This window comes from Idiomarina zobellii (genome assembly GCF_900100855.1).
Lineage (GTDB): Bacteria > Pseudomonadota > Gammaproteobacteria > Enterobacterales > Alteromonadaceae > Idiomarina > Idiomarina zobellii.
Genome location: NZ_FNCB01000002.1, coordinates 263,183 through 289,035 on the forward strand (window position 1 = coordinate 263,183; position 25,853 = coordinate 289,035).

At 47.3% G+C, this 25,853-nt stretch carries 25 protein-coding genes and 1 tRNA gene; 10 read left to right on the plus strand and 16 right to left on the minus strand.

All coding sequences use genetic code 11. The annotated features are described in order from the left end of the window. Nucleotides 1-4: 4 nt before the first annotated feature. From BLT32_RS03355 to BLT32_RS03400, 10 genes are all read right to left on the minus strand, one after another. Nucleotides 5-925: an FAD:protein FMN transferase gene (locus tag BLT32_RS03355; RefSeq protein WP_235443945.1), complete on the minus strand. Its 921-nt coding sequence runs from the start codon at nt 923-925 to the stop codon at nt 5-7. A gap of 114 nt (nt 926-1,039) precedes the next feature. Continuing rightward, nucleotides 1,040-2,272 (minus strand): NADH:ubiquinone reductase (Na(+)-transporting) subunit F, encoded by a 1,233-nt coding sequence (nqrF, locus tag BLT32_RS03360; RefSeq protein ID WP_053952881.1) that lies wholly within the window; start codon nt 2,270-2,272, stop codon nt 1,040-1,042. Nucleotides 2,273-2,312: 40 nt separating this feature from the next. After that, nucleotides 2,313-2,921, minus strand: coding sequence for an NADH:ubiquinone reductase (Na(+)-transporting) subunit E (gene nqrE, locus BLT32_RS03365; RefSeq protein ID WP_053952882.1), 609 nt, complete (start codon nt 2,919-2,921; stop codon nt 2,313-2,315). A 5-nt stretch (nt 2,922-2,926) separates the two neighbouring features. Next, entirely contained in the window at nt 2,927-3,559 is a 633-nt protein-coding gene (locus BLT32_RS03370; RefSeq protein WP_053952883.1) for an NADH:ubiquinone reductase (Na(+)-transporting) subunit D, read from the minus strand. Then, nucleotides 3,552-4,328 carry a Na(+)-translocating NADH-quinone reductase subunit C gene (locus BLT32_RS03375; RefSeq protein ID WP_053952884.1) on the minus strand — a complete coding sequence of 259 codons (777 nt, stop codon included), beginning with the start codon at nt 4,326-4,328 and terminating at the stop codon, nt 3,552-3,554. Before BLT32_RS03375 ends, BLT32_RS03370 begins: the two co-directional genes overlap by 8 nt. After that, nucleotides 4,321-5,523 (minus strand): NADH:ubiquinone reductase (Na(+)-transporting) subunit B, encoded by a 1,203-nt coding sequence (locus tag BLT32_RS03380; RefSeq protein ID WP_053952885.1) that lies wholly within the window; start codon nt 5,521-5,523, stop codon nt 4,321-4,323. The genes BLT32_RS03375 and BLT32_RS03380 overlap by 8 nt, the downstream gene beginning before the upstream one ends. Before the next feature lie 2 nt (nt 5,524-5,525). Further along, the gene (locus BLT32_RS03385; protein WP_053952886.1) at nt 5,526-6,866 is read right to left on the minus strand and encodes a Na(+)-translocating NADH-quinone reductase subunit A; all 1,341 of its coding nucleotides are present in this window, start codon (nt 6,864-6,866) and stop codon (nt 5,526-5,528) included. Nucleotides 6,867-7,040: 174 nt separating this feature from the next. Next, nucleotides 7,041-8,219, minus strand: coding sequence for an enoyl-ACP reductase FabV (fabV, locus tag BLT32_RS03390; protein ID WP_053952887.1), 1,179 nt, complete (start codon nt 8,217-8,219; stop codon nt 7,041-7,043). 85 nt (nt 8,220-8,304) lie between these two features. Further along, on the minus strand, nt 8,305-8,628 hold the full coding sequence (locus BLT32_RS03395; RefSeq protein ID WP_053952888.1) for a BolA family protein: 324 nt from the start codon (nt 8,626-8,628) through the stop codon (nt 8,305-8,307). A 125-nt stretch (nt 8,629-8,753) separates the two neighbouring features. Further along, complete coding sequence (locus tag BLT32_RS03400; RefSeq protein WP_053952889.1) at nt 8,754-9,221, minus strand: putative periplasmic lipoprotein; 468 nt, start codon at nt 9,219-9,221, stop codon at nt 8,754-8,756. A 119-nt stretch (nt 9,222-9,340) separates the two neighbouring features. Here BLT32_RS03400 and BLT32_RS03405 point away from each other — a divergent pair, with 119 nt between their 5' ends. Then, a complete protein-coding gene (locus tag BLT32_RS03405) occupies nt 9,341-10,639 on the plus strand; it encodes a capsule assembly Wzi family protein (RefSeq protein WP_053952890.1) in 1,299 nt (432 codons plus the stop codon). Here BLT32_RS03405 and BLT32_RS03410 read toward each other — a convergent pair. Genes BLT32_RS03410 through BLT32_RS03425 form a run of 4 tightly spaced genes read right to left on the minus strand, consistent with a single transcriptional unit; the run spans nt 10,636 to nt 15,844 of the window. Beyond that, on the minus strand, nt 10,636-11,175 hold the full coding sequence (locus BLT32_RS03410; protein WP_053952891.1) for a PqiC family protein: 540 nt from the start codon (nt 11,173-11,175) through the stop codon (nt 10,636-10,638). The genes BLT32_RS03405 and BLT32_RS03410 overlap by 4 nt on opposite strands. After that, entirely contained in the window at nt 11,165-12,808 is a 1,644-nt protein-coding gene (gene pqiB / locus BLT32_RS03415) for an intermembrane transport protein PqiB (protein WP_053952892.1), read from the minus strand. Before pqiB ends, BLT32_RS03410 begins: the two co-directional genes overlap by 11 nt. After that, nucleotides 12,805-14,058: a paraquat-inducible protein A gene (locus BLT32_RS03420; protein WP_074668871.1), complete on the minus strand. Its 1,254-nt coding sequence runs from the start codon at nt 14,056-14,058 to the stop codon at nt 12,805-12,807. The genes pqiB and BLT32_RS03420 overlap by 4 nt, the downstream gene beginning before the upstream one ends. Next, nucleotides 14,024-15,844: a cation:proton antiporter gene (locus BLT32_RS03425; protein ID WP_053952893.1), complete on the minus strand. Its 1,821-nt coding sequence runs from the start codon at nt 15,842-15,844 to the stop codon at nt 14,024-14,026. Before BLT32_RS03425 ends, BLT32_RS03420 begins: the two co-directional genes overlap by 35 nt. Nucleotides 15,845-16,015: 171 nt before the next feature. Between BLT32_RS03425 and BLT32_RS03430 the strand changes: the two genes are divergently transcribed. The 9 genes from BLT32_RS03430 to bfr (BLT32_RS03470) all read left to right on the plus strand — a co-directional run bounded on the left by BLT32_RS03430 (nt 16,016) and on the right by bfr (BLT32_RS03470) (nt 24,987). Next, nucleotides 16,016-17,041, plus strand: coding sequence for a Fe(3+) ABC transporter substrate-binding protein (locus BLT32_RS03430; RefSeq protein WP_053952894.1), 1,026 nt, complete (start codon nt 16,016-16,018; stop codon nt 17,039-17,041). A gap of 21 nt (nt 17,042-17,062) precedes the next feature. After that, nucleotides 17,063-18,691: an ABC transporter permease gene (locus BLT32_RS03435; protein ID WP_053952895.1), complete on the plus strand. Its 1,629-nt coding sequence runs from the start codon at nt 17,063-17,065 to the stop codon at nt 18,689-18,691. Then, nucleotides 18,692-19,750 (plus strand): ABC transporter ATP-binding protein, encoded by a 1,059-nt coding sequence (locus tag BLT32_RS03440; protein ID WP_053952896.1) that lies wholly within the window; start codon nt 18,692-18,694, stop codon nt 19,748-19,750. A 12-nt stretch (nt 19,751-19,762) separates the two neighbouring features. Beyond that, nucleotides 19,763-20,704 carry a CorA family divalent cation transporter gene (locus BLT32_RS03445; RefSeq protein WP_053952897.1) on the plus strand — a complete coding sequence of 314 codons (942 nt, stop codon included), beginning with the start codon at nt 19,763-19,765 and terminating at the stop codon, nt 20,702-20,704. A 102-nt stretch (nt 20,705-20,806) separates the two neighbouring features. Then, nucleotides 20,807-22,681 (plus strand): acetate--CoA ligase, encoded by a 1,875-nt coding sequence (locus BLT32_RS03450; RefSeq protein WP_053952898.1) that lies wholly within the window; start codon nt 20,807-20,809, stop codon nt 22,679-22,681. 43 nt (nt 22,682-22,724) lie between these two features. After that, entirely contained in the window at nt 22,725-23,699 is a 975-nt protein-coding gene (locus BLT32_RS03455) for a calcium/sodium antiporter (RefSeq protein ID WP_053952899.1), read from the plus strand. 85 nt (nt 23,700-23,784) lie between these two features. After that, the gene (locus tag BLT32_RS03460; RefSeq protein ID WP_074668873.1) at nt 23,785-24,009 is read left to right on the plus strand and encodes a bacterioferritin-associated ferredoxin; all 225 of its coding nucleotides are present in this window, start codon (nt 23,785-23,787) and stop codon (nt 24,007-24,009) included. Between the two features lie 34 nt (nt 24,010-24,043). Next, entirely contained in the window at nt 24,044-24,520 is a 477-nt protein-coding gene (gene bfr, locus BLT32_RS03465) for a bacterioferritin (RefSeq protein ID WP_053952900.1), read from the plus strand. After that, nucleotides 24,520-24,987 (plus strand): bacterioferritin, encoded by a 468-nt coding sequence (gene bfr / locus BLT32_RS03470; RefSeq protein WP_053952901.1) that lies wholly within the window; start codon nt 24,520-24,522, stop codon nt 24,985-24,987. Before bfr (BLT32_RS03465) ends, bfr (BLT32_RS03470) begins: the two co-directional genes overlap by 1 nt. 53 nt (nt 24,988-25,040) lie before the next feature. Here the strand turns inward: bfr (BLT32_RS03470) and BLT32_RS03475 are convergent, their stop codons facing one another. Together BLT32_RS03475 and BLT32_RS03480 are read right to left on the minus strand one after the other, a co-directional pair. Beyond that, nucleotides 25,041-25,379, minus strand: coding sequence for a hypothetical protein (locus tag BLT32_RS03475; protein ID WP_053952902.1), 339 nt, complete (start codon nt 25,377-25,379; stop codon nt 25,041-25,043). Nucleotides 25,380-25,730: 351 nt separating this feature from the next. Then, a tRNA-Ser gene (locus tag BLT32_RS03480) sits at nt 25,731-25,818 on the minus strand. Nucleotides 25,819-25,853: the final 35 nt, after the last annotated feature.

Consider the following 25,853-nt stretch of genomic DNA (forward strand, 5'->3'; position numbering starts at 1 on the left):
ACTCCTATTTATTGCTCACTAATAAAGGTTTAAACCACTGACTGGTATACTCTTCAAAACCTTCATCAGTTTTATAAATCAGCATAACAGCAAGCTGATTTGCATCTGCAAACGCCTTTGCTTTCTCGGTGCCCATCACCAATAAAGCCGTTGCATAAGCGTCTACTGACATTGCATCATCCGCAAAGACTGACACAGATACCAAGTTGTGCTGTATTGGTTCTGCCGTTGCGGGATCAATAATATGTGAATATCGACGACCATTCTCTTCAAAATAGTTTCGATAGTCACCTGAAGTCGCTAAGGCGCCTTCTTTAAATTCGACAATTTCCTGAACAGCTCGTTCCGTAGAAACCGGTTTTTCAACAGCTAATTTCCACTTTTCATCGGCTGGCTTCCCACCTTTGGCCAAAATTTCACCGCCGATTTCAATAAGGTATTGTTTAATACCCAGCTGGTCCATTAAGTTTCCAACTTTATCTACACCATAGCCTTTGGCAATAGTCGATAAGTCCACATACATTTCAGGGTGCGCTTTTATCAGCTGATGGTTACTAACACTCAGCTTTTCATATCCAACTCGTTTAGAAATCGCTGACAGCTCTTCTGCTGTTGGCTGCTGTTCAGGCTTGCCGTTTGGTCCAAAACCCCATAGGTTCACCAGAGGACCAACGGTTATATCTAAAGCACCATCGGTTTCACGAGCAATATCTAAAGCTCGACTTACCACTCTTTCCAGATCACGACTAATCACCACTGGTTCGGTACTTTCAAGCTGGTTAAACTGCGACAGTTCAGAGTTCGGATCGTAAGTCGACATTTGCGCGTTTACGCGCTCTAACACGGTATCGACTTTCGTTTGAATTTTGTCCGCCGAATGGCGCGGATCTTTACTAAATAGAACAACACTGTAGGTTGTTCCCATAGTCCCTCCGCTAAACTCGATACGCTCAGGCGCATCGGAGCAAGAGACTAAAAAGGCTAGCCCTAAAAGAGCTAGCCATAGTTTTACAATCGATAATTTCGACAGCATCACCAATTAACCACCAAAGTCATCTAACATGATGTTTTCGTCTTCGACCCCTAGGTCTTTCAACATATTGATTACTGCTGCGTTCATAACCGGTGGTCCACACATATAGAACTCACAATCTTCAGGCGCTTCATGGTCCTTCAGGTAACGTTCAAATAACACGTTATGAATGAATCCTGTGTCGCCGTCCCAGTTATCTTCTGGTTGCGGGTCTGACAAGGCAACATGCCATTCGAAGTTGTCATTCTCTTCTTGCAGCATGTCGAAGTCTTCAACATAGAACATTTCACGCAGTGAACGAGCGCCATACCAGAACGTAATTTTACGATCTGTATTTAAGCGACGTAACTGGTCAAAAATGTGCGAGCGCATTGGCGCCATACCTGCACCACCACCAATGAAGACCATTTCTGCATCTGTCTCTTTAGCGAAGAACTCACCAAATGGACCAGAAATAGTAACTTCATCACCTGGCTTAAGGCTGAAGATATACGAAGACATTTTACCTGCTGGCAAGCTCAAGTCGTTCGGTGGCGGTGTCGCACAACGAACGTTCAGCATAATGATGCCTTTTTCTTCAGGATAGTTTGCCATTGAGTATGCGCGAACAACTTCTTCATCAACTTTAGATTCAACATCTAAGAATCCGAAGCGTTCCCAGTCACCACGATACTCCGGGGCAATATCAAAGTCTTTGTACTTAACGTGGTGCGGTGGAGCTTCAATCTGAATGTAACCACCGGCCCGGAATGGTACTTCTTCACCTTCCGGCAACTGTACAACGAACTCTTTGATGAAGGTTGCTACGTTGTCGTTAGACTTAACAGTACAATCCCACTTTTTGATACCAAAGATTTCTTCAGGCAGTTCAATTTTCATGTCCTGCTTTACGTTAACCTGACATGACAAGCGAACACCTTCGCGTGCTTCACGTTTAGTAATGTGATCAAGCTCGGTTGGCAGAATATCCCCGCCACCTTCTTTAATGGTGACACGACACTGTCCACATGAACCACCGCCACCACAAGCAGACGATACGAAGATGCCCGCGTTCGCCAATGCGCCCAATAGCTTGGTGCCCGGCTGGGTCACAATCTTCTTGTCTTCGTCTTCGTTAATCAGGATTTCTACATCGCCCTGCGGTACTAACTTTGATTTAGCGAACATAATTATCGCCACCAAAATCAGTACGATGATGGTAAACATCCCTACACCGAGCGCTATCAGAGTAATATCCATCGATTCGTACCTTTAACGTTTACTGATTCAACACACTGGATTAAAGAGATACGCCGGAGAACGACATAAAGCCTAAACCAATCAAACCTACTGACATGAAAGTTGCGCCTAATCCACGCAAACCATCAGGTACATCGGCATATTTGAGTTTTTCACGCACAGCTGCAAGCGCTACGATAGCTAAACACCAGCCAACGCCACTACCAATACCGTAAACCACTGACTCACCAAAGTTGTAGTCACGTTCAACCATGAACGAAACACCACCGAAAATGGCACAGTTAACGGTAATTAGCGGTAGGAAAATACCCAACGCGTTATAAAGTGCAGGCACGTATTTGTCCAAAGTCATTTCCAGAATTTGAACCAGTGCCGCTATCACACCGATAAAGGTTAAGAAACGCAGGAAACTTAGATCCGCGTCTGGAAAGCCAGCCCATTCTAATGCGCCTGGCGCCAGTATGTTGTGATAAACCAAGTTATTAACCGGCACCGAAATACCCAGTACGACGATAACCGCAACACCCAGACCAAAGGCCGTTTTAACTTTCTTAGAAACCGCAAGAAACGTACACATTCCTAAGAAGAAAGACAGTGCCAGGTTTTCGATAAAAATCGCTCGAATAAACAAGTTAATATACTGTTCCATGGCCCTTACTCCTTAGGTTCGACTTGTTCTGTACGGAAAGTACGAAGTACCCAAATGAATCCGCCAATAATGAAGAACGCACTTGGTGGCATTAGCAACAAACCGACTGGTTCGTACCAACCGCCTTCTGATGCTAGTGGCAGAATTTGTACATCGAACAAGCTACCTGAGCCGAACAGCTCTCGTATGAAACCAACCACCAACAGCACAACCGAGTAACCTAGACCATTACCGATACCATCCAGTAACGACATGAATGGAGTGCTCTTCATCGCATACGCTTCAGCACGCCCCATGACGATACAGTTGGTGATAATAAGACCCACGAATACCGACAGCTCACGAGAAATTTCATAAGCATAAGCTCTCAACACTTGGTCAACCACAATAACCAAGCTCGCAATGATGGTCATTTGTACGATAATCCGCACACTCGAAGGAATGTGATTACGGATAATCGAGATAAAGAAGTTAGATGCAGCAACAACCGCAGTTAGTGCGATACACATAACCAAGGTGTTGCTCATTTTTGACGTCACCGCCAATGCAGAGCAAATACCCAGTATTTGCAACGCAATGGGGTTATTCGCGAAGATTGGCCCGAACAATACGGACTTCATTTCTTTTGCACTAGCCATTTGTCAGCTCCCCTTTGCGAAGTTTATCAAGCAATGGGCCGTAAGCTTTGTCGCTCATCCAAAAATCGATAAGTGCATCTACGCCATTGCTGGTTAAAGTAGCGCCAGAAAGCGCATCAACTTCGTGCTCACCTGAAGCACCACCTTTAACCAAATCAAACTTCACTTTTCCATCGTCACCGTAAAGCTCTTTGCCTTCCCAGGTTTTAACCCAGCTAGGATTAGTGATTTCGCCACCTAAGCCCGGTGTCTCTGAGTGTTCATAGAAGTGAACGCCACGTACGGTGCTCATGTCGTCTTCTAACGAGATAAGACCGTACATTGTGCCCCACAGGCCTTGCCCGCGGATGTGCAGCACCGCACCGTTACGGTTGCCACTTTCGTCCATGACCAAATAAACTTCGGTCATGGTTTCCATGGTACCTAAACCAGCAATGTCCTCACTTTTGTCAAGTTTGGTACTGGTTTCGGGGTCGCCGGCGGCTTTGCGGTTATCAAAGTCCTTCGGATCTTTGTCCTGCACCACTTGATAATCTTCCAAGCTAACAACGTGCGCTTTAATACGCTCGTCGTAGACAGAGGGAATATCCATACCGGCTTCTAAGATGCCTGCCGCGTTCAGGATGTGACGCTGCATCGCCAGCGCCGCGTTCTTTTCCTGCATTGGTTTAAGCGCTACCGCTGAACCCGCAACCAGAATTGAACACACCAAACAAAGCGCCAGCACAACACCTATCGTTTTGCCTAAGCTTTCGTTCTTATTAGACATTGCGTGCTAACCTCCGTTTAATGTTTGCCTGTGCTACAAAGTAGTCAAACAGCGGTGCAAAAACGTTCGCGAACAAGATAGCCAGCATAATACCTTCCGGGAATGCCGGGTTAATGACACGAATCATCACCGTCATGAAGCCAATTAACAGACCGTATGCGAACTTACCTTTGTTCGTAAATGACGCTGACACCGGGTCAGTTGCCATAAACATCATTGCAAAGGCAAAGCCACCTAATACTAAGTGCCAGTACCAAGGCATTGCGAACATTGGGTTTGAGTCGCTACCAATAAGGTTAAGCAAGCCTGAGAACAGTACCATTCCCACAAAAACACCGGAAACAATACGCCATGATGCAATGCGGAAGTAAATTAATGCCAGACCACCGATAAGAATCATCAGTGTTGAGACTTCACCGACTGAGCCCTGAATGTTACCTAAGAAGGCATTCCACCAGAGTTCAGTATCAGCGTAGTTCAGGTTGCCAAGCGCAGCCGCACCTAAGTTGGTTGCACCTGAGAAACCGTCTACCGCTGTCCAGATAGAGTCACCTGACATACTTGCTGGATACGCAAAGTATAAGAATGCGCGACCGGTTAATGCTGGGTTCAGGAAGTTACGGCCTGTACCACCAAAGATTTCCTTACCAATAACGACACCAAAGGTGATACCCAGAGCAACCTGCCAAAGCGGTGTTGTTGCTGGCAAAATCAGCGAGAACAGAACCGAAGTAACGAAGAAGCCTTCATTAACTTCGTGCTTGCGAACGGTCGCAAACAGAACTTCCCAGAAACCGCCGACAATAAAGGTTACCGCATAAATGGGTAGATACCAGCAGGCGCCATACCACATTTTAGTAAGCCAGCCAGCGTCGGCTCCAAGATCACCACCGAGTAACTGGAATAAGCCCACTTGCCATGCGTCTGATAACGCATAACCGTCAGCTAATGCTATAGCTGCCTGGTTACCGACGTTATACATTCCCCAAAACATTGCCGGGAATGTCATCATCCACACCAAAATCATGATGCGCTTCAGGTCGATGCGATCACGCACGTGCGTACTCGACTTAGTCACAGTACCCGGTGTGTATAAAACTGTGGCTACCGCTTCGTAAAGCGCATACCACTTCTCGTATTTACCGCCTTTCTCAAACTGCGGCTCAATACGTTCAAGAGTATCTTTCAAGCTCATGGTTAGCCTTCTTTCTCAATCTTAGTGAGACAATCACGCAACACCGGTCCATACTCGTATTTACCGGGGCAAACATAGGTGCACAGTGCCAGATCTTCTTCATCTAACTCTAAGCAGCCCAGTTGTTGACCTTCGTCTGTATCGCCAGACAGTAAGTCGCGCAGTAATAAGGTTGGCAAAATATCCAAAGGCATGACGCGTTCATAGTTACCAATAGGCACCATTGAACGTGACGAACCATTTGTCGAGGTTGTCATGCTGAATAATTTCTTCGGATTAAAATGCCCCGCATAAGCTCGGGTAACTGAGTGCAAGTCTGAACCCGGGCGCAGCCAACCAAGAAACTCTTTGTGATCGCCTTCTGGAATCACGCTTACTTGGTTATGGAAACGACCTAACCACGCATGAGCATCATCGGCTGTGTGTCCGTGTAAGACAGAACCAGAAATAATACGCTGGTTGTCACCCGCTAACTCGCCGTCTGTCAACTGGTGCAAGTTAGCCCCCATGCGAGTACGCAATAAGCGAGGCTCTTTAACGCCTTCGCCGCCTAAAGCCACCATGCGGTCAGTAAAGATTTCACCGGTCGTGAACAACTTGCCGTAAGCAATAACGTCCTGATAGCCAATGTGCCAAACCGGACGCTGCAAGCTAGCAGGCTGCAGGAAGTGAATGTGAGTACCGACTAACCCTGCCGGGTGCGGCCCCTGGAAAGACTCCAAAGTGACCTCTGCATCACCAGTATCAACTTCAGCGTCGCCCGCTTTAGCGACAAACAGTTTACCTTCAGTCAGGTTCGATAATACTTTCAAACCATCGATAAAGGCTTGCTTGTTTTCACTAATGAAAGCCGTTGGGTCGCCAGCTAATGGATTCGTATCCATAGCATTAACGAAAATAGCGGTTGCTTCTGCATCCAGAGCAGGAGCTTTACTGTAAGGACGAGTGCGAAGTGCCGGCCATTGGCCTGACTCAACCAATATTTCCTGCACTTTTTCACGACCTAGCGAGGTCAGTTTATCGCTATCGAACTTATCGAAGGTGACTTGCTCTTCACCATCCAGCTCAATAACTACCGCTTGTAAAACACGACGCTCACCACGCAGAATGTCTTTAACAACACCAGCTCCGGGAGCTGTGTATTTGACACCAGGGTTTTTCTTATCCTCGAAAATCAATTGACCTTTTTTAACGCGGTCATCGACTTTCACGTGCATGGTTGGGCGCATACCCACGTATTCTTCACCTAAGGTAGCAACCGTTGTTACGGCCTTACCGTCGGATAACTTTTGCTGGGGCGCCCCTTTAATAGGGATGTCCAGCCCTTTTTTGATCGTAATCATATGCGTTTGCACTACTCGTTAAGGGAAGATTCATCACAACCAGTCATAAAAGACTGAAACCTGAAAAATCAAAAAGTTACCGGCATAACTTTCCCCGGCCAGGGGTATTTTTGCCGGTAACTCGAAACGTTTTCCACACTTATCGTCGGAATTTTAGCATTTTTCCTACAACGCTTACCAGTTTACTTTTGGATTTACATCAGCATCGTAGTCGACGTTGTCAAAACCAAAGCCAAACAGTTTCAAAAAGTCGTTGTGGTAACCTTCATAGTCCGCTAAATCGTGGAAATTCTCTTGGGTGACTTTATCCCAAAGCGCTTCAACTTTAGCTTGTGTTTTATCATTGGTTTCATAGCCATCCATGTGCAGGCGCCCTGCATCGTCAAGCTCTGGGGTTTCAGCATAAAGCCCTTCAGTAAACAGGCGATAAATTTGCTCAATACAACCTTCGTGCGTTCCTTCCTCTTTCATTACGCCGTAAATCAGCGAAATATAAAGCGGCATCACAGGAATAGCGGAGCTGGCTTGTGTTACCAAGGCTTTTAGTGAAGACACATAAGCTTTCAGATTAACATCTTTATAAGTGTCATCTAGCGCAGATGAGGCTCTGTCGAGATCTTCTTTTGCCCGACCAATGGTTGCATGACCATAAATAGGCCAGGTCAGTTTCTTACCGATATACGTATAAGCCGTTGTCTGACAGTCATTCGCCAGAAGGTCGGCATCGTGCAGAGCTTTAATCCAACGCTCCCAGTCTTCACCGCCCATGACTTTAACCGTGTTTGCAATGTCGTCATCAGTCGCAGGGTCAAGTGTCACTTCGTGCACCTGATCTTTATCGGTATTATAGGTCTTCGTCGTGTATTGCTTACCAATTGGCTTAAGCACAGAGCTATAAAGCTCGCCGCTTTCAGGGTCTTTGCGCTTAGGTGACGCTAAGCTATAAACAACAAGGTCAATTTTGCCCATGTTATTTTTGATGTAGTCGATACTTTCCTGTTTTATTTCATCAGAAAATGCATCGCCATTTATTGAGTGGAATTTAAGACCTTCGCTTTCCGCTTCCTGGTGAAACGCAGCGGTATTGTACCAGCCTGCAGTGGCTGTTTTCTTTTCTGTTGGCTCTTTCTCAAAGCAAACGCCCAGTGTATGCGCTTGTCCACCAAAGGCGGCGGTAATACGTGAAGCTAAGCCGTAACCGGTAGAGCATCCAATAACAAGAACGTTTTTCGGTGCATTTTCGATAGGAGGTTGCTGCTTGACGTAACTTATTTGACGTTTAACGTTTTCGGCGCAACCGACCGGATGTGCGTTTGTACAAATAAACCCTCTGATTTTAGGCTTAATAACCATGTCGATATGTTCCCTTTTTCCGGATTATTTCCCCCATTGTAACCAATGAAAGCGCAGGAACACATCAGACATGCTTAATTTTTCTTTAATGCGCCGCGACTTTCGAGCCGCCCATACAATTCGGTGAACGTGGTGCTGTTCCGGAAACCTGTTCCCACTCGCCTTCAGTGTAGGTATGTAGCGCCAGCGCATGAATATCATTCATTAGCTCATCGGCTAAAATTTTATTGACTGCTCGATGCCGGTTAATCAGTCTCTCACCACTAAATTTAGGCGTTACCAAAACAACTTTAAAGTGCGACTCGGCATTAGGTCCGCCTGAGTGCATATGGCTCTCATCCTGCACTTCAAGGTGCACCGGCGCGAATGCGTCGCGAAGTTTATTTTCAATTTTTAAGCTTACTGACATGACGTTATCTCCTGCACTCAATGCCATAGTATTTAGTCTAGTAGACTCCTGTTCATTCGCAGGAGTTTTTTCTATTCATTACCCTAACTCTACGAAAAATCGGCAAATAAAGTTTGCTGCTTTGTTCAGTACGAATCATCCACCGCAACGTGACACACTTGTTCCGATGACGACAGAAACGCCACTAGGGGAAACACAGCGTCTTCCAGTTCGCCTTTTGATACGTTTGCAGGCATAGCCACATGGTAACGCTGAGCGCTGATATTCCCTTCTTTTTGCCACAGCAACCTTTGTTGGTCAGAAAGCAGTTCTGCAAGCTTCTCAAGCCCCTCATCACGATAAGGCGGAAACGCAGTAGGTTCACCGGAACCACGCCAACCTCTTAACTCACTCTCAGACGCGAGAAGGTCCTCGTTGACCCTGTCACGACAGAAACTCAATTCAATAACAGAACGGCTTAGTTGCCACTCGCTGTTTGGCAGCAACTGCTGGTCCAGCGACATAATTTCACTCTCTTTTAAGGTGTTTGTTGTTTGCTGCTCACAACCAACTAGCGCTAACAAGGCAACTAATGCGAATACCCAGTTTTTCATTCTTCAGCCCTCTCTTATTTGCGAGCGTATTATAACGTATTCACACCAACAAACCGTTGTCTTCGTGTTAAAAAGTCTGGCACTATATAATGCAATTCTAATAACGAAATTATCTGTGAATGCGCTTCATTAAACACACATATTTAGCGGCAGCCTTGTGCGTCGCCGCTGCGTCACCCTCATACGCTTCTGTCTGGATTGAAGCGAGCGATGTCGAGTTACGTAATAGCCTTATTGTTCTTGCAGAGTCAGGTTTAATAGAAACACCTATTCAGCAGTACCCGGTAGCCTGGAAAAGCATATTACCGCAATTGGACGCGCTAGACCCAAGCGAACTTTCAAATACTCAAAAGTTGGCACTTCAACACGTTCGACACAGTTTGTCACAGGCACAAAGTGGACCAAAAACACGTTGGTATATCGCGGCGACCGACTCTGAAAATGCGGTTTTAGACTACGGCGACGACATCTACGAAGAAGGCAAAATAAGCCTAAGCCGAACCATGCATGGTGAGCGCTGGGCAGCGCGTGTACAAGTAAATTATCGACAGGATCCTTTCGAAGGTGACCATAAAAAGACATTAGACGGTAGCTATCTTGCCTACAACCTGAATGACTGGAGTTTTAGTGTCGATACATTACCACTACGTTGGGGGCCGGCCGAGCACAGTAGCCTGCTCTTTTCTAATAATGCACGACCTATTCCAAAAGTTCGCGTTGACTATGCGCCTGACTATCCTCCAGCAGGCATGGCTCCGTTCAAAATCAGTTTATTTAGCGGTTACCAGGACGACGGCTACAGCCAACATTATCAAGTTCACGGCATTCGCTTTTCCAGCCAGTTTCTAAGTAAGCTTTGGTTCGGCATTAGCGCCATAGAACAGCGAGAAGATACTATCAGTAACCGAATGCTGACCGCCGACGCCAGAACCGGCTTTAACTGGGGCAAACACCAATTTTCCGCTTATGCTGAAATTGGCATCGATAAGCAATTAGAAAGTGATGATAAACCGGCTTACACCCTTGGTGGCCAGTGGATGATGGGCTCTGACAGCGTTCGTCATAGCGTTACGGTCGAATACAGTCAGTTAGACGGCGGCAATGAGCATGACTTTTATTCGACGAACAACGCAGGAAGGCAGTACTTTTTAAGTCACCAGCGGAACCCGGGCTCACCTTTTCCCAAAGGGAGTCAAACTGCGTCCTTTAGTTACCGTCAGTTTTCAAATGATGGCTCCGCCTGGACCGTGTTAGTCAGTCGCAGCAATAACGACGGATCCGACAGCACATCGCGCGCTTTAATTCGTCGTACACAGCCAGTTTGGGACAGTTTAGTCAGGTTATCGGTTCAATACCTTGACTCACCTATGATTGATCAAGACGTTGGCGTTCAATTCAGCTGGGAGTGGCGGTTTTAATCGCCACTCATCGAGTTAACAGACAAGCTAATAGTGTCCATACTGTGCAACCAGGCTTCATCTAACGCATTGACTAAAGCAGCGTAACCGTCGGCTTTTAATGGCACTTTTTCGGTAAATGCACCACTGACTGTATTAGCGCTGTTTTCCATCTCGTATTGCCAATGTCCAGCAATGACCGCATGCGAATTATAACTCCCATAAAAATCTTCAATGGTGACAGTTAAGAGTCCAGTGCAGTCATCGTTCAGCATTAGCCGCTGAATGCTGCGTTGTAACTGGTTCGACAAAGGCGTGCTCCAGCGGTGCTGTTTTGCCGTATGCCAACGCGTTTCATCCTGCTGAATTTGTATTCCCATTTTAGACGCCGCTTCACCTACGACAATGCTTCGCTGCGATGCGGGACAAATGGCGTCAACCGACTGGCTTAAATGCGGTAAACGATACTGCGTAATATTATAACTTTGGCTAGAACAGCCCGCTAAAAACAATGCCGCTAAGCTTACCGAGCCGGCTAATACGTTTTTAATTTTCATAGGCTTTTGGCTCCGGATCTGGTGTCACTGATGGGCTAAAAATCAGTGAGTTAGGTTGCTGCTGAAGCTGCTCAATAACTGGCTGTAAATCTCTTGAGAGCTTTTCAACTTCATTTAAGGTCTGGTTTAACTGCCGGCGCGTCGGCGAATCATCACTTAAGCTACCGGTTAATTCTTGCAGCTGTTGTAAGTTTTGCTTCAGTAATTTTGGAAGCTGGTTTATCTCTGGTTGCTCAAGCACTTGCGCCAGCGATTTTGAAATATCATTTAACGTGTTAGCCGTAACATCAACCGACTGCATCGCTTGAGAGAAGTCCGACAAACTATTCTCTAGCGGCAGTTTATTAAACTTATCCATCAGCTGCGTTAGCTTTTCCTCCAGGCGTGTGAAATCACTAGCCATCGCCGGCATAACCGGGTAGCCGGCGAACTTCTGGTCACCCTCAACCGGCTCTGCATCAGAGTAGAAACTGACATCGACAAACAGTGTATTTGTCAGCAAGTTTGACGCCCGTATATTAGCTCGCAGCCCCTGCTCAAAAAGCTCCGGTAAACGTTTTCCCCAACTATTAATATTGGTGTCAGCCACTAACCCCCGTAATCGCTCGGGTTCAAAACGAATTAGAATAGGAATGCGTTTTAGAGGTGCCTCGTCGTCCTCATCCGGGAACCAGCGCAACGGAACCTCTCTAACCGTGCCGACACGCACACCTTTAAACTGCACAGGAGCTCCTTTCTCAAGTCCTGCTATGGACTCGTCAAGCAACACCACATAGTCAATGCCATGAATAAAGCCTTGTTGCTTAGCTTCTTCTAAACTATTAAATAGCTCAAAGCTTGTTGACTGTTGCAGCGTATCGCCCCGCGGCTGGCCTTCCGGCACTCCAAAAGTAATAGCAGCACCGAGCAAAGAGTCTATTGAGCCAAGGGCAAGATCAATGCCCTGAGAGTTCCACTGAACCGATACGCCACGTTGTAACCAGAAACGCGTATTTTCTGTCAGTAATTCATCATAAGGGGCTTTCACAAAAACTTGGTAGCGGCTCTCACGCTTATCCACCAAAAATTCTGTTTGCTCAACTTGGCCAACAGTGAAGCCCTGATACTGAACGGAGTCTCCGACAGACACCTGACTTTGACCGTCACTTACTAGCGTGAGTCGCTTGCCGGGCGTTTCCTGAGGTGTCACCGGCGGATTTTCGAGCGCCGTGAAATGTGATTGAAAATCGCCACCATCACCTGGCTGTAATTGAATATAAGCACCTGACAGCAAGGTACCCAGGCCGCTCACGCCACGACGCCCAATTCTGGGTTTCACAACCCATACTTCAGTACCGCTATTCAGCATACGATCGGTGTCCTCATTCATTGACACTTCAATAACCGCTTCTTTAAAGTCGTCAGACAAGCGTACTTCGGTGACTTGTCCAACATCGACATTACGTACTTTTATCCGTGTTTTTCCCGGCTCTATACCCTCTGCATCTGACACCGATATGGTAATTGTCGGACCAGCACCACTTGTGTCCTGCCAAACCATCCAGCCCGCAACAAGAAATGCGACGATAGGCACTATCCATACCGGCGACAGTACTTTTAAACGGCTGACTTTCGCGACATCGGGTTCTGTCATTTCTCTGCCTCACGCCAAAATAAACGAGTATCAAAGCTCATTGCCGCTAACATGGTCAATACCACAGCAGCACCAAAGGCGATAGCCGCAGCGCCTGGGTAAACCGACATTACGGTACCGCTTCTTACTAACGCAACCAAAATAGCCACAACAAAAATATCTATCATTGACCAACGGCCAATCCAGTCAGTTACTTTATACAAAACTAACCTATGATTCACAGCCTGTGGCGTTTGCCAACGTGCCAACGCCATTAATCCCACCAAAGCGAGTATCTTAGCAACAGGAATAACTAAACTGGCAATAAATACAATAGCAGCAATAGGTGCATCGCCGGACTGCCATAGCTCGATAACGCCCCCAATAATGGTCGATGGCTGGGCGGCACCAAAACGTACTGTTTCCATTATCGGTAACCAATGAGCAGGAATCAGTAAAAGCGTAGCTGCGACAATTAATGCCAACGTTGCCTGTGGAGAGCGCCACCAGTGTCGGTCAATATCGTCCCCGCAACACGGACAATCTGACACGCCAAAAGACACTAATCGGTGACACACTTCACACACCTTATAACCTTGTTCGTGTGCGGTGATTCCAGCTTTTGCATTGTTGAGCGTTTTTGTTTGCTTCCCAACGACCGACCATAAGTTCATCGTATTCACTAAGTAATAGGTCACCAATAAAAACGCAACAAACCCGCAAAACAGCCAAAAGCCCAACTTTAATTGAACATTAGCAAGCCCAGAAATTTTTATCAGCGAAATTAGCGTCCCCAACAAAAACACATCGACCATAAGCCAGGGTTTAACGTGCGAACTTAATCGCAAGAAATAACGCGCCAAGGCTGACGCTCTTGCTTTTATGGCGACAAACACAGCGATAAGACTGAACAAATACAGTAAGGGATACAAAATAACGGTAAGCAAAACAATGACAGCCAATAACTTTTCATGAAAGTACGATAGTTGCCAGGCGGCATCCAGAAGCGTCATTGACTGAGTCAGTCCAGAGCTATCGTATTGAATAAAGTCTAGAGTTAACGCAAAAATAAGTAAGACAACAGCGGTAACAGAATAAGCCAGTAACTTGTCTGCCCGGTACTCTGATTTGCCAAGCAGCCTGTAGCCACACCTTGGGCACTCAGCTTTCTGACCTATTTCAACAGCCCCGATGCGGCTAATTAAGTCGCATCGGGGGCAGCCTAAAATATCAGGCTCAGTTGGCGTTAGGTTTCTCACTTTCTGACTCATCGCTTTCCGTCGAAATCATCGCTATAACCGTCCAGCCTGGTTGCGGTATTAACTCACGCTCAGTCGTGAATATATGCAACTTCTCTGCTTCATCAATTGCAAACATTGGTAGCGCTCGTGTGCCGTATTTTTGCTGGTAATCCGCAAAGCTGAAGCTGTCAGTAATAGGTGTCGACTTAATTTTAGCCCCCTGAAAGTGAAGGCTCGCTAACTTCGAGTAAGTCACACTTTCACCGAATAAGTTCAGGGTCTTACGGTAGCTTTCCGTCAGCTGGTGACTTGCCCGATAGTCCTGCTCACCGCCATTTAGACCATGCACTTTTCTGGAACCAAACCAGTCTTGATAATACATCGAAACTAGCGGGTTTAACTGTTTATAAGGCGACATCACCAACAAGCGGCCCAGGCCTGTTAAGTCGATATTATTGGACGCATGCTCAGAAGCTGGATTACCGAAGTACACTGGCAGGTTATCCATACGCGCCAGCTTAATATTTTCCCAGTTGGTATCAGCAAGGCGTACATTCACGCCACTTTCCTGCAAGGCTTTACCCACGGCCCGCGCCATTTGGTTAGCTCCGAATATCAAGAAGCCTTTCGCTGCTGGCTCCAGCAGCCCTAACATTCTCGCCAGCGGTTTAGCCGTTAAGCTCTGCAGAACCACCGTAGTCATAATTACAAGAAACACCAACGGCACTACCGCTGCAGCCTCTTCCCAACCGGACTCTTCCATTTTTAATGCGAATAACGCTGAAACAGCTGCTGCTACAATACCCCGAGGGGCAATCCAGGACAGTAGCACCTTATCTTTAAACCTCAGCTCTGTGCCTATAGCAGACAGCCAAACCGCTAACGGACGCACGGCGAACAAGATAATTGCGATAAGAATGACCGCAGGCATACCCAGAGCATCGAATTCAGCAAAGTCGAGACGAGCAGCCAGAATAATAAAGAGCGCAGAAATAAGGAGTACACTCAGTGTTTCTTTGAACTCCAGTATTTCTTCCATGTTCAGGTTTCGGGTATTTGCCATAACCATACCCATGACAGTCACCGTTAACAGACCTGATTCATGCTGAATAGCGTTCGACAACGCAAATACACCCAGCACTATGGTTAATGTCGCAACGTTTTGCAGGTAATGAGGGAACCACCCGCGTCCAAGCGCCAGTCCCAACAAACGCGCGGCGCCCCAACCTAAAGCAAAGCCAATAGCTACCGTTGTGGCGAACGCTTGCAGCGCATGTAAAAACGCAACGTCCTGACTGGCAATAATGAATTCATAAACCAGAACTGCGAGCAATGCGCCCAACGGGTCAATAATAATGCCTTCCCAGCGGAGAATGTTCGCAAGCTTATTTATAGGGCGAATGGAACGTATCATTGGTTGAATAACGGTAGGCCCTGTCACAACAACCAACGCCCCAAACAACGCGGATATTTCCCAGCCGTACCCCATTATAAAGTGGGTAAGAACGGCAATAACCAAAAAGGTCACTAACATGCCAACGCTAACCAGGTTGGTCACCATTCGGCCGTGCCCTCTTATTTCCTCAAACTTTAGCGTTAGACTGCCTTCAAACAGAATGACAGCAACGGCTAAGGACACAAAAGGAAACAACAAATCATCGAATAACGCATCAGGGTCTAGCAACCCTAATGTTGGCCCAAGTACCAAGCCGCAGATAAGCAGCGGCAGTATGGCTGGTAGCTTAATACGCCACGCTAACCACTGGCAGCTAATGGACAGCACACCAATTAACGCTAGCAATGATAATTCCGACATAAATTCTCCGCATGTAGGCAGTCGTTTGTAGAATAGCAGAAGCTAAGTTATTGACTACCCACAAATTGAAAATTTGGATGACATTTTCAAATGAGAATGGCTATCATTATTCATTTACTCTGATATAATCGAGCGAAATTCATCGAACGTTCGTATAGAGGTCAAAAAGATATGCGCAAGTTAAATCGCTTATTAACGGTTATTGCTGCGACTTCTGCGACACTGGTGTCATTCACTAGCGCCGCTGCTGAAGTCAATATTTACTCAGCACGTAAAGAAGCCCTAATCAAACCTGTTTTAGAGCAGTTCACGGAAAAAACCGGTATTGAAGTCAACCTTTTAACAGGTAAAGCCGATGCGTTATTGGCTCGTTTAGGCTCAGAAGGCGAAAACACCCCCGCTGACTTATTCTTAACCGTTGATGCTGGTGCGTTGTATCGTGCGGTTGAAGCCGATGCATTTCAGCCGCTTAACTCAGACGTTGTCAAATCTGCGGTGCCCGAACACTTCCGCTCAAAAGACAACCTTTGGTTTGGTCTAAGCTTACGCGCTCGCCCTATTTTTTACTCACCAGATCGAGTTGACCCAGAACAACTTGAGTCTTATCTGAGTCTGGCCGACGAGCAGTGGAACGAACGTATCTGTATTCGTTCATCAAATAACCTGTATAACCAGTCGCTTGTTGCCGCACTGCTTGACCACCATGGCGCAGAAAAAACCGAAGCCTGGGCTGAGGACTTTGTTTCAAACTTTGCTCGTAAACCGGTAGGCGGCGACAGAGACCAAATTAAAGGTGTGGCTTACGGCGTTTGTGACGTCGCTATTGCAAACACTTACTACTTTGGCCACATGCTGAACTCAGACGACGCGGACGAGCGCGAAGCTGCCCAGAAAGTGAAAATTTTCTGGCCGGCTCAAGATGCTCAGGGCACTCACGTTAATGTGTCTGGTATCGGTATTACCAAGCACGCCAAAAATATTGACGAAGCTCAAAAACTTATCGAGTTTTTAGTCTCTGAGGAATCTCAAAAGTGGTATGCTCAAGCCAATTACGAATACCCCGTACGAGACGGTGTTGAGTGGAGTGAAACACTTCAACAGTGGGGTGAGTTCAAACAGGACGACATTTCAATGGACGTTCTGGGTGAAAACAACGGTGAAGCCGTACGTTTAATGAACCGTGCCGGCTGGCGTTAATTTAAACATGGAGTGTACTGCATGAGCCGTGGCACGCTGTTACTTTTTGCCGTGGCGGTATTAATAGGGCTGCCACTTATTGTGGTGGCCCTATCCTTATTAAACCCGCAATGGGATATCCTTGCCCACCTTTGGCAAACGGTTATTCCTGAGTACATTAGCCACTCTCTTATTTTATTGGTTTGCGTTGGTCTGGGCGTAACCGTGCTGGGAGTGAGTACCGCTTGGTGCATCAGTCAGTACGACTTTCCCGGTTGGCGATATTTAAGCTGGGGCTTGCTGTTGCCGCTGGCCATGCCCGCGTACATAACCGCTTACACCTACACCGGCTTGCTTGACTACGCTGGACCTGTGCAGCAACTCATTCGCGATCTGTTCAACGTATCCATTGGCGATTACTGGTTCCCGAATATTCGCAGTTTGGCCGGCGCCGTATTTGTTCTTTGCGTTGTTTTATACCCCTATGTTTATTTAATTACCCGTGCCGCCTTTATGCAGCAGTCGACGGCGGCTTTTGAAAGTGCACGAACGCTGGGAGCGGGTTCACTAAAAAGCTTCTGGCGAGTTGCCATGCCATTAGCCCGCCCTGCCATTGCCACCGGCGTCACATTAGCATTAATGGAAACACTGGCTGACTACGGCACCATGGAATACTTTGGTGTTACGGTTTTTACCACCGGTATTTTCAGAACCTGGTATGGCATTGGCGACGCCCAGGGTGCATTACAGTTATCGGCCCTGCTACTGATATTCGTCATTGTATTAATCATGGTTGAGCGCTATTCGCGCCGCAGGGCCCGCTTTTACCAACAGCGCTCGTCAAACCGCACACCACAACGACGTCCACTCAAAGGCTGGCGTGCCGGCCTCGCATCGTTCATCTGCTGGCTACCGGTCGTTTTAGGTTTCCTTATTCCTGCCTCGCAATTACTGTGGTGGTCTGTTGAAAAGTCGGATATTTGGCTTGAGGCGTCTTTCTGGGTACTAACGGGCAATACGCTTTGGTTAGGCCTCCTGGCCGCCTGTATTACCGTATTACTGGCCTTGTGGTTGGCCTATGGTCGCCGTCGCCACCCGACTCGCCCCTTACGCGCTGCAATTACGCTGGCAGGCATGGGATACGCTATTCCGGGAATTGTTATTGCAGTTGGGCTACTGTCGCCGCTGGCCTGGTTAGATCACCAGCTTATCGCAGCCAGTAAGTGGCTTTTTGGTATGAACCCAGGGCTGATATTCTCGGGTACCGTTATCGCCTTGCTCTTTGCCTATAGCGTTCGTTTTCTGTCGGTATCGCTACAAACGGTAAGCTCAGGGCTTGAGCAGATTACCCCGCAAATGGATGACAGTGCCAGAACTTTGGGGGCCAGCGGCCGCCGTATTTTATGGAAGGTTCATTTACCGCTGTTAAAAAGCCCGCTACTGGCTGCGTTAATCTTAGTCCTGGTCGATGTTATGAAAGAGCTGCCGGCAACGTTAGTGCTACGACCTTTTGATTTCAATACACTGGCCGTTCGCGCATTTGAAATGGCTTCTGACGAGCGCTTAGCCGATGCTGGTCCACCGGCACTGATGATAGTTGCGGTTGGGCTTATTCCGGTTATGATGCTGTCCCGGGCGCTGCGTAATAAATCCATTAAAACAGGAGATTAAATGAGTACTTTACTGAATCTCGAATCGGTCAGTATCGAGCTTTCTGGCAACCGTATTGTTGATCAGCTCAGTTTATCTCTTGCGCCCGGCGACATTGGTTGCCTACTAGGTCCTAGTGGTTGTGGGAAAACCACGTTGCTGCGCGCCATTGCCGGTTTTAATCCAGTATCGTCTGGTAAAATCTCATTACACAATAAGGTTGTTTCGAGCAATTCAATGCAGTTAGCGACAGAAAAGCGGAATATCGGCATGATGTTTCAGGACTTTTCACTGTTTCCCCACTTAACTGTTGAGCAAAACATTCGCTTTGGTATTGAAGACTGGAGTCAGTCAGAGCAAGAGCAACGCGTTAAAGAGCTGCTCCTGCGTATTGATCTTAACGGTTATCAGAAGCGGTACCCTCATGAACTTTCAGGTGGACAGCAACAACGTATCGCTCTGGCCAGAGCATTAGCACCACGGCCTCAATTAATGCTTCTGGACGAACCATTTTCCAGCCTGGACGCCGAGTTGCGTGAAATTCTGGCGCACGACGTTCGTCACTTATTAAAAGAAGAGAATATAACGGCGCTGCTGGTCACACACGACCAACAGGAAGCCTTTGCTATGGCTGACAAAGCCGGCGTTATGTACTCAGGTCAACTCTTGCAGTGGGAAACCCCGTACGAGTTATATCACGAGCCCACACACGAGCTGGTTGCTGACTTTATTGGCCGCGGTGTTTTGCTGCAAGGCGAAGTGAAAGAGCACAAACTGCACAGCGCCTTTGGTGTTATCGAGCACGACGACATTAAAAACCACCCGAATATGCAAGTGAACTTCCTGGTTCGCCCGGACGACATTGTCCTGAATAAAAACAGTGCTATGAAAGCTATTGTCGTTGGTAAAGGCTTTCGCGGTTCCCACTATCTCTACACACTCGAGTTATCCGATACCAGCCGTGTGCTTGCCGTAGGTCCTTCACACCAGCCTCTCAACGATGGCGCAACCGTAGGAATAGACGTAGACTTTGACCATTTAGTGGTTTTTGACGCATCATTGTGTGAGTTACCCGACTAAAACGAGGCTCAAATGGACTTTCTGATTGATAGCTGGGACTTTTCAACAAGTCCCGCCACCGCCTGCGCGTCGCCAACGACTCATCAGCCGAATTGCTGGTTTCACTTCCAACGGGACGCTGAGGGGCTTAGCGGTTGGCTAACTCAGGCCGGTATTCCGGAGCCTCTCATTGACGCCGTACTGGAAGAAGACACCCGCCCTCGTTTTCAACGCTTACCCGACGGCTTTATTTTGCTGTTACGTGGCGTTAACCTAGCCAGCGGTGAACAACCGGAAGATATGTTGAGCCTACGCCTGCTCTATTACAAAGGCGCGCTCTATACCTTTAGAAAACGTCCGTTCAATGCCATTGCGCATTTGCGCGATCAGCTTAAACATCAATCCGGCCCGGACTCTTTGCACGACTTTATTGTCAGCCTTATTGAGCAAATTAATCTAAAAGTCGAAGACGTGGTGTCAGACGCTGAAGACGCTATTGAGAAAATTGAAGGGCAAGGCTTCGACGACACTGCATCTTTGCAGGTTCAGCTGACATCACTGCACCGCCGATTATTGCGTTTAAACCGTTTCATACGCCCGCAATTAGCGGCGTTAGAAAAGCTCACCACAGAAGCCGAGCGCATTATGCCAGGTGAGTTGCATCAATGGCTCATTAACGAGCGCGACACCACCCAACGACTGTTCGAGCAAATAGACTTGATGCTTGAGCAGATTTGGATGCAGCGCGAACAAATACAGCAAGCCATCGCCGAAAAAATGAATCGAAACACTTACTGGCTGTCGGTTATTGCCGGTGTTTTCCTGCCATTAAGCTTTCTGACGGGCGTTTTCGGCATTAATATTGGCGGTATGCCAGGGGTAGAAAGTGAGGATGCTTTCCTCATTTTCTGTGTTGCCCTAGTTGTTATTGCCGTTGTCGAGTTCTTACTACTACGGCGTCTCCGATTTTGGTAAAAATCTGTAAAAGTCACCTTAGTTAGACCTAAGTCGAATGGGAAATTGCGGGTAACAGAATAAGCTTGAAAGCATCAGTATTTAAGAAGTAAGGACAGTGCTATGCAAGCTTATAAGAAGCTTTATTCTGAAGCCCAGCAAGACCCGGAAGGATTCTGGCTTGAGCAGGCCAGTCGCCTAGACTGGTTTACCCCACCCAAAACCGCAGCCAATGTTCGAAAAAACGGCATGGCTGACTGGTTTCCGGACGGCAAAGTAAATGTCAGTCATTTAGCGTTAGACGCACAAATTAATGCAGGTCGTGGTGACCAGGTAGCACTGTATTACGACTCTCCCGTTACCAATACACAAAACCATTACACCTATAGCCAGCTTAGGGAAGAAGTGGCGGCTTTTGCCGGCGCCTTAAAGGCTCAGGGGGTTAACGTTGGTGACCGGGTGGTTATTTATTTACCAATGATTCCACAAGCTGCCATTGCCATGCTGGCCTGTGCCCGCATTGGTGCTATTCACTCTGTTGTGTTTGGCGGCTTTGCTGCGCATGAGTTGGCGGTTCGAATCGACGATGCTAAACCCAAGGCCATTGTCACCGCTTCTTGCGGTGTCGAGGTTAACAAAGTTCTTGAGTACAAGCCCATTGTCGATAAAGCCATAGAGGAAGCAACACACAAGCCCAGCTCAGTCATTGTTCACCAAAGACCGGAATGCACAGCCGAGCTGAACAATGACGGTGATATCGACTGGAAAGATGCCGTCGAAAAAGCGACACCCGCAGAGCCCGTTGCCGTACCTTCAACACACCCGCTGTACATTCTCTACACCTCAGGAACCACCGGTAAACCGAAAGGGGTGGTGCGCGACCACGGCGGTTACGCAACCGCTTTAAATTTCTCAATGAGCTATGTGTATGGCTTAAAACCCGGGGACACCTTTTTTACCGCCTCAGATGTCGGCTGGGTTGTCGGGCACTCGTACATTGTCTACGGTCCATTAATTTTTGGGTGCAGCACCGTTCTGTATGAAGGCAAGCCCGTTAACACGCCAGACGCGGGGGCGTTTTGGCGTATTATCGAGCAGTATAAAGCTAAAGCGGTATTCTCAGCACCAACCGCGTTCCGGGCTATTAAAAAAGAAGACCCCGACGGCAAGTTTTTGGAAAAGTACGATATTAGCTCATTAGAGCGAATTTATATGGCAGGCGAGCGTCTTGACCCGGCCACCTATGAGTGGACCACTGAGTTGACCGACAAACCGGTTTACGATCACTGGTGGCAAACCGAAAGCGGCTGGCCAATGTGTGCCAACCCGGTCGGCATTGAGGCGGCTAAAGTTAAACCCGGTTCATCAACATTTCCGGTACCCGGTTATGAAATATCGGTGCTCGACCCTCTGGGCAAGTCGGTCGACAACGGCGAGGAAGGTGCCATTTGTGTCAGGTTACCCCTGCCCCCTGGTTGCCTGACAACCGTCTGGGAAGACGAGGAGCGTTTGCACAACAGTTACCTGAAAGCCTTCCCGGGGTACTATTGCAGCGGCGACGGTGGCTACATCGACAAAGACGGCTATGTCTTCATTATGGGACGTACGGATGATGTTATTAATGTCGCCGGTCACCGACTTTCAACAGGCGAAATGGAAGAAATACTGGCCAGTCATCCCGCAGTGGCCGAATGTGCTGTTGTTGGACAGCCGGACGATCTTAAAGGTGAGTTACCCATCGGTTTTGTTATATTGAAAAACGCTGTCGATATTACTCAAGAGCAATTACAGGACGAGCTCATACAGCTCGTTCGCAGCAAAATTGGCGCCATTGCCTGTCTGAAAACCTTACACATTGTTCCGCGTTTACCCAAAACACGCTCGGGAAAAATTCTGCGCCGGATTATTCGACAGTTAGTACAAGGCAACGAGGTGTCTGTACCATCAACCATTGATGACCCAACAAGTATTGATGCTTTAAAACAAACACTGAGTTAAACTAGCGCCCATTGTTTATTCAGTGGGTAAAGCGTGAGTTTTTATGGTGTTATCAATAGTTGCAGTTATTATTGGCCTGGCGGTTCTGGTTTGGAGTGCTGACAAGTTCGTTGAAGGAGCCGCCGCCGTTGCTCGTCATTTAGGCATGGCGCCATTGGTTATCGGCATGGTGATCATTGGATTTGGCACTTCGGCCCCGGAAATGGTTGTCTCGGCCATTGCCTCTATTGATGGCAACCCTGCTCTAGCATTGGGTAACGCCTATGGCTCTAACATCACCAATATCGCTTTAGTGCTCGGTATAACCGCTGTATTAGCCCCTATTGCCGTGAAGTTAGTGGTTATTCGCCGCGAAATGCCGGTACTTATTGGTATTACGCTCCTCAGCGCTATTTTTTTACTGGATTATGAAATTACCCATCTGGAAGCGGCTATTCTTCTATTGGTTTTCTTTGCTTATATGGGCTGGTCCGTTTGGGTTGGTTCGAAAAGCGGTGACGACGCGCTCGCTGCTGAATACACTCAAGAGCTCGACGAGCATCCTCTGCCGATGAAACCCGCTATTATTTGGTTAATTGTTGGCTTATTACTGCTTATTGTAAGCTCAAGAGCATTGGTTTGGGGCGCAGTGAATATTGCAACAGCATTAGGTGTCAGTGACCTTGTTATTGGCCTGACCGTCGTTGCCATTGGCACCTCATTGCCGGAGCTGGCTTCTGCTATTGCCGCAACGCGCAAAAATGAACATGACCTGGCATTGGGTAATGTAATTGGCTCAAATATGTTTAATACCTTGGCTGTCGTGGGTATTGCCGGTGCTATTAAGCCTATTACACTAGAGCCTCTGGTACTCAGCCGTGACTGGATTGCCATGGCCGTTCTGACATTGCTATTAATGGCCTTTAGCATACGTAAAGCTCGTCAGGGCCGCATTAACCGTGTCCACGGCGCTATTTTTATCGCTTTATACATTGCTTATACACTGTACCTGCTTAAAACTGGTTTTATTAACCCTTAGTAAGTACGGTAAGTACCACTCAAAAGCTATTGCAAATAGTTCGCATTTAAAATAGACTATCACTAACTCGTTGAGGTGATAGTCTATGTATGTATGTCTTTGTAAAGGAGTCAATGATAAAACCATCCACCAGGCCGTAAGCCGTGGAGAGGTTTCGTCAATGCGTGATCTCCGCCAGCAATATGGCGTAGCGTCGCAATGTGGCTGCTGTAAAGACTGTGCAAAAACCGTTCTTAACGAGGCGCTTCAGGAAAACTCCCCGAAAAAATCTCAAGAGACTTCGCTGCCAGTATCAGTGTGCTACACTTAATTCATACGTTGTGAATTAAGAGGTAGCTCGAACTATGAAAGGTGATGCAAAAGTTATTCAGCAGCTTAATAAGGTGCTGACCTTAAAGCTGACCGCTATCAACCAGTATTTTCTACACGCCCGCATGTACCAAAACTGGGGCTTCAACAGCCTTAACAAAGCTGTCTACAAAGCATCTATCGAAGAAATGAAACATGCCGACGTTATTATCGAACGCATTTTATTTCTTGAAGGTATTCCCAATTTACAAGAGTTAGGAAAGCTGTATGTTGGAGAAGAGCCTCGCGAAATGTTAGAGCTTGACCACAAGGTGCAGTTTGGTGACGTCAGCGCCATACGCGACGCCATAAAAGTCTGCGAAGAGCACAAAGACTATGTCAGTCGTAAAGCGTTACGGGATATTCTGGACGCTCAGGAAGAGCACCTGGACTGGCTGGAAACTCAAATTGATCTTATCTCCCGCCTTGGTAATGAGGTGTACTTACAAACAAAAATGGATGAGGCTGAGTAATGCGCAGAGATAACAATGTTGTTGAGCAATTAAACCGTTTGCTCGCGTTTGAACTGACATCAATTGACCAATACACCTCCCACTCACGTCAATACGAAGATTTTGGCTTAATGAAGCTTTATGAGCGCATTAACCATGAAATTGATGACGAACGTGGTCATGCTGATTTACTGATTCGTCGTATTCTGTTTTTAGAAGGCGAGCCGGACATGAAAAGCCGTGAGCCGCACAATATTGGCTCTGACGTTCGTGAAATGCTGGAAAACGACTTACAGCTTGAGTACAACAATGCGAAAACATTGCGTGAAGTTATCGAGTACTGTGAAGAAGTCGACGATTACGTAACACGCGATATGTTGGTAGGCATTTTAAAAGACACCGAAGAAGACCACGCCTACTGGCTGAAAATTCAGTTGGGCTTAATGGACAAGCTGGGTGAACAGCTTTACTTACAAAAAATGATGTAAGTTTTGTTTATGAAAGCAAAAAGGCGCCAGACGGCGCCTTTTTAGTATCTGGCTTATAGCCCGTAAACGGTTACGTAAAACTCGTCGGTATCGTCCGTTGACTCAACCGTATACTCAACCGGTATACTACTCTCACCGCCGGGCCCGGACATAAGTAAGTCTGCCGCACACTGGTAAGTATCGAGCTTTTCATCGTGTCCTTGCGTGCGAATCGCATCAAGCGACATATCAATGAGACTTGAGAATTCAGTCCCCAGTTGCGCAACCAGTTCTTCGTTACTAATTTCTAACACTAAATCGACCGTTTCAGAGTCACTGCACGCCGGCGTTCCGCCGCTGCACGCCGATAACATAATTGCGCCTGCCACTACCGGTAAAACTCGCTTAAACATAACCTGTCCTTATTGGTTTTATTACTTGGCAGGAAAGCGCCAGAACAAAATGCAATGTCACACCTTCCCTGGTACTTACCTATTAAACGAATTTTTAAACTACCACCCGGGGGGATTATTGCAATAGAAACGAGTCTTGCAGACACAAAAAAACCGCCACAAGGGCGGTTCCTTTTGTATCTGGCGGAGAGAGAGGGATTAACTCGGGCCCTCCATGGCCCTCGCCCTTCGGGCAGCGCTAAAGCGCTGTTCAAAACGGCTTTCCTGCCGTTTTGTCGAACCTTAGGGTTCTCATCAAGTCCTCTTTCTGCAGACACAAAAAAACCGCCACAAGGGCGGTTTCTTTGTATCTGGCGGAGAGAGAGGGATTCGAACCCTCGATACGTTGCCGTATACACACTTTCCAGGCGTGCTCCTTCAGCCACTCGGACACCTCTCCAGAACGGCCGCTATGGTAGGGGTTTTAGCCGTTCT

Coding starts and splice junctions, on each gene's coding strand:
- BLT32_RS03475 (WP_053952902.1), bottom strand. CDS start 25,379: ATGTTTAAGCGAGTTTTACCGGTAGTGGCAGGCGCAATTATGTTATCG.
- BLT32_RS03450 (WP_053952898.1), top strand. CDS start 20,807: ATGCAAGCTTATAAGAAGCTTTATTCTGAAGCCCAGCAAGACCCGGAA.
- BLT32_RS03455 (WP_053952899.1), top strand. CDS start 22,725: ATGGTGTTATCAATAGTTGCAGTTATTATTGGCCTGGCGGTTCTGGTT.
- BLT32_RS03375 (WP_053952884.1), bottom strand. CDS start 4,328: ATGTCTAATAAGAACGAAAGCTTAGGCAAAACGATAGGTGTTGTGCTG.
- pqiB (WP_053952892.1), bottom strand. CDS start 12,808: ATGACAGAACCCGATGTCGCGAAAGTCAGCCGTTTAAAAGTACTGTCG.
- fabV (WP_053952887.1), bottom strand. CDS start 8,219: ATGGTTATTAAGCCTAAAATCAGAGGGTTTATTTGTACAAACGCACAT.
- BLT32_RS03460 (WP_074668873.1), top strand. CDS start 23,785: ATGTATGTATGTCTTTGTAAAGGAGTCAATGATAAAACCATCCACCAG.
- nqrF (WP_053952881.1), bottom strand. CDS start 2,272: ATGGATATTACTCTGATAGCGCTCGGTGTAGGGATGTTTACCATCATC.
- BLT32_RS03385 (WP_053952886.1), bottom strand. CDS start 6,866: ATGATTACGATCAAAAAAGGGCTGGACATCCCTATTAAAGGGGCGCCC.
- BLT32_RS03395 (WP_053952888.1), bottom strand. CDS start 8,628: ATGTCAGTAAGCTTAAAAATTGAAAATAAACTTCGCGACGCATTCGCG.
- bfr (WP_053952901.1), top strand. CDS start 24,520: ATGCGCAGAGATAACAATGTTGTTGAGCAATTAAACCGTTTGCTCGCG.
- BLT32_RS03440 (WP_053952896.1), top strand. CDS start 18,692: ATGAGTACTTTACTGAATCTCGAATCGGTCAGTATCGAGCTTTCTGGC.
- BLT32_RS03445 (WP_053952897.1), top strand. CDS start 19,763: ATGGACTTTCTGATTGATAGCTGGGACTTTTCAACAAGTCCCGCCACC.
- BLT32_RS03435 (WP_053952895.1), top strand. CDS start 17,063: ATGAGCCGTGGCACGCTGTTACTTTTTGCCGTGGCGGTATTAATAGGG.
- BLT32_RS03420 (WP_074668871.1), bottom strand. CDS start 14,058: ATGAGTCAGAAAGTGAGAAACCTAACGCCAACTGAGCCTGATATTTTA.
- BLT32_RS03405 (WP_053952890.1), top strand. CDS start 9,341: ATGCGCTTCATTAAACACACATATTTAGCGGCAGCCTTGTGCGTCGCC.
- BLT32_RS03400 (WP_053952889.1), bottom strand. CDS start 9,221: ATGAAAAACTGGGTATTCGCATTAGTTGCCTTGTTAGCGCTAGTTGGT.
- BLT32_RS03355 (WP_235443945.1), bottom strand. CDS start 925: ATGGGAACAACCTACAGTGTTGTTCTATTTAGTAAAGATCCGCGCCAT.
- BLT32_RS03430 (WP_053952894.1), top strand. CDS start 16,016: ATGCGCAAGTTAAATCGCTTATTAACGGTTATTGCTGCGACTTCTGCG.
- BLT32_RS03425 (WP_053952893.1), bottom strand. CDS start 15,844: ATGTCGGAATTATCATTGCTAGCGTTAATTGGTGTGCTGTCCATTAGC.
- BLT32_RS03410 (WP_053952891.1), bottom strand. CDS start 11,175: ATGAAAATTAAAAACGTATTAGCCGGCTCGGTAAGCTTAGCGGCATTG.
- nqrE (WP_053952882.1), bottom strand. CDS start 2,921: ATGGAACAGTATATTAACTTGTTTATTCGAGCGATTTTTATCGAAAAC.
- BLT32_RS03380 (WP_053952885.1), bottom strand. CDS start 5,523: ATGAGCTTGAAAGATACTCTTGAACGTATTGAGCCGCAGTTTGAGAAA.
- bfr (WP_053952900.1), top strand. CDS start 24,044: ATGAAAGGTGATGCAAAAGTTATTCAGCAGCTTAATAAGGTGCTGACC.
- BLT32_RS03370 (WP_053952883.1), bottom strand. CDS start 3,559: ATGGCTAGTGCAAAAGAAATGAAGTCCGTATTGTTCGGGCCAATCTTC.